At 60.8% G+C, this 2,752-nt stretch carries 3 protein-coding genes; all 3 read right to left on the bottom strand.

Annotated features, from left to right (window positions below):
* Positions 1 to 31 precede the first annotated feature (31 nt).
* The gene (locus tag GR198_RS35150; RefSeq protein WP_164070483.1) at positions 32 to 976 is read right to left on the bottom strand and encodes a carbohydrate ABC transporter permease; all 945 of its coding nucleotides are present in this window, start codon (positions 974 to 976) and stop codon (positions 32 to 34) included.
* Positions 973 to 1,926: a carbohydrate ABC transporter permease gene (locus tag GR198_RS35145; RefSeq protein ID WP_011651449.1), complete on the bottom strand. Its 954-nt coding sequence runs from the start codon at positions 1,924 to 1,926 to the stop codon at positions 973 to 975. The genes GR198_RS35150 and GR198_RS35145 overlap by 4 nt, the downstream gene beginning before the upstream one ends.
* 127 nt (positions 1,927 to 2,053) lie before the next feature.
* On the bottom strand, positions 2,054 to 2,752 hold a 699-nt coding region (locus GR198_RS35140; protein ID WP_164070482.1), incomplete at its 5' end, for an ABC transporter substrate-binding protein.

Genomic DNA, 2,752 nt, shown 5'->3' with positions numbered 1-2,752 from the left:
TGAGACCGGAGATTTCGAGGAAGGCCATGGATTACCCTTTGACAGCGCCCGCCATCAGACCGCGCACGAAGTAGCGGCCGGCGAGGATATAGACGATGAGCGTCGGCACGGCGGCGATCATCGCCGCCGCCATGTTGACATTGTATTCGACGACGCCCGTCGAAGTGTTGACGACATTGTTCAGCGCCACCGTCATCGGCATGGTGTCACCGGTGCCGGCGTAAGCCGAGGCAAACAGGAAGTCGTTCCAGATATTGGTGAACTGGTAGATGACAGTGACGACGATGATCGGCAGCGAGTTCGGCAGCATGATGCGGCGGAAGATCTGGAAGAAGCTGGCGCCATCGACCTGGGCGGCTCTGACGAGTTCGGTCGGAAAGGCCTCGTAGAAATTGCGGAAGAACAGCGTCGTGAAGCCCAAGCCATAGACGACGTGGACGAAGACCAGGTTGACGGTCGGATTGCCGAAGCCGAAGTTCCAGCCCGTGGCATTCTGCAGCGTCATGCCGAAGCGGCCGAGACTGCCGAGGATCGTCGCCATCGGCAACAGCACCGACTGGAACGGAATGAAGCAGGCAAACAGCATCAGCCCGAACACCAGCGTGTGGCCGGGAAAGCGCCATTTGGTCAGCACATAACCGTTCAGCGCCCCCATGATGGTGGAGATTGCGACGGCCGGCACGACCATCTTGATCGAGTTCCAGAAGTAGCCCTTGATGCCGGCGCAGGTGAGCCCGACGCAGGTCTCGCCCCAGGCCTTGATCCAGGGATCGAAGGTCGGCGATTGCGGCAGCGCCAGCATGTTGCCGTTCTGGATCTCGTCCATGGTCTTGAACGAGGTCGTCAGCATGACGAAGAGCGGCATCAGGTAGAGGACGGCAAAGACCAGCAGCAGGCCGTAGATGACGGTGCGGCCGATCCAGCGGGTGTTGGTGCTGTTCTGCGAGGCTGCTATCGGAGTGGTCACGCTGCTCATCGCGCCTTCTCCTTCAGTTCGGAATAGAGATAGGGAACGATGATCGCCGAGATCGTCATCAGCATGATGATGGCGCTGGCCGAGCCGACGGCCATCTCGTTGCGCTTGAAGGTGTATTCATACATGAAGTTGGACGGCAGCCAGGCCGAGCCGCCGGGGCCGCCCGAGGTCAGCGCCACCACCAGATCGTAGGACTTGATCGCCATATGGGCGAGCACGATGAAGGCCGACAAGAAGATCGGCCGCAGCAGCGGAATGACGATGCGCCGATAGAGCTGGAATGGCGAGGCGCCATCAATCTGCGCTGCCTTCATGATCTCGCCGTCGATGCCGCGCAGGCCCGCCAGGAACATCGCCATGACGAAGCCGGACGCCTGCCAGACGCCGGCGATGACGACGGTGTAGATGACGAAGTCCTTGTTCTTGATCCAGTCGAAGTGGAAGCTCGTCCAGCCGAAGTGGTGCAGCGTCTGTTCCAGCCCGAGGCCGGGATCGAGGAACCATTTCCAGGCAACGCCGGTCACAATGAAGGAGAGCGCCATCGGATAGAGGAAGATCGGCCGCAACACGCTCTCGCCGCGGATCTTCTGGTCGAGCAGGATGGCGAGGAACAGGCCGAGCGCCAGGCAGATGCCGACATAGAGGAAGCCGAAGATCGCCATGTTGGTGATCGAGGTATACCAGGACGACGGCGGATCGCTCTCGAAGGTCCAGCGCCACAGCCGCTGATAGGCGCGTGGCCCCGTCAGCGCATAGGAGGGAAAGGTCTTGGAATTGGTAAACGACAGATAGGCCGTCCAGACGATGAAGCCGTAGACGAAGATGATGGTGATGACGAAGCTCGGCGCCAGCACGATCTTCGGCAGCGCATCCTGCAGCCGGCCCCTCAACGAGATCCCCGTCGATTGCCTCGGCGTTAGAACCGGATCGGTGGTCGCAACGGTGCTCATGGAATGTCATCTCCTGCCTGCATGATCGTCCGGGCAATCGGCCCCGCATGATCATCCCGCATGATCGGCGCGAAGCCTGAAGCTTCCCCGCCAGCATGCGGGGAAGCATTTGTCATCACACGTGGTCTCAGCGGGCGTCGTCGATCGCCTGGACGAGCTGCTTGACGGCTTCGTCGGAGGTCTTGATCTGGCCGTGGACGAACTTCGAGACGACATCCTTATAGGCATTGGCGATGGCCGGCGGAGCGCCATAGCCTTGCGCCAGCGAGCCGAACAGCGTGCCGCCTTCGTTGGCTGCCTTCAGGTCGGCGATGCCCTTCTTGCCGCAGGCGTCGAAGTCGGTATCGGGAACGTCGGTACGAGCCGGTACCGAACCCTTGACGACGTTGAAGGCCGACTGGAAGCTCTTCGACAGCGTTGCCGTTGCCAGCGCCACCTGGGCCGCCTTGCGGTCGTCGGGAACGTTGAACATACCGAACATGTCGGAGTTGTAGACCACGCTGCCGTCGGTGCCGGGGAAGCGGTAGCACAGGAAGTCGGTATCCGGCGTCTTCTTGGCGGCGACGAATTCGCCCTTGGCCCAGTCGCCCATCACCTGCACCAGCGCATCACCCTTGATGACCATGGCGGTCGCAAGGTTCCAGTCGCGGCCCGAGAAGTTCGGGTCGACATATTTGATGATCGTGGCGAGGTTATCGAACGACTTCTTCATCGTGTCGGACTTCAGCGATTCATCGTCGAGGTCGTTGAAAGCCTTCTTGTAGAACTCCGGACCGCCGGTCGACAGCACGATGGAATCAAACATCGTCGCCTCCTGCCAGTTCTG

Origin of the sequence: Rhizobium leguminosarum, from assembly GCF_010668065.1 — a bacterium.
GTDB classification, from domain to species: Bacteria; Pseudomonadota; Alphaproteobacteria; order Rhizobiales; family Rhizobiaceae; genus Rhizobium; species Rhizobium leguminosarum_S.
This window is presented reverse-complemented; position numbering and strand designations above follow the sequence as displayed.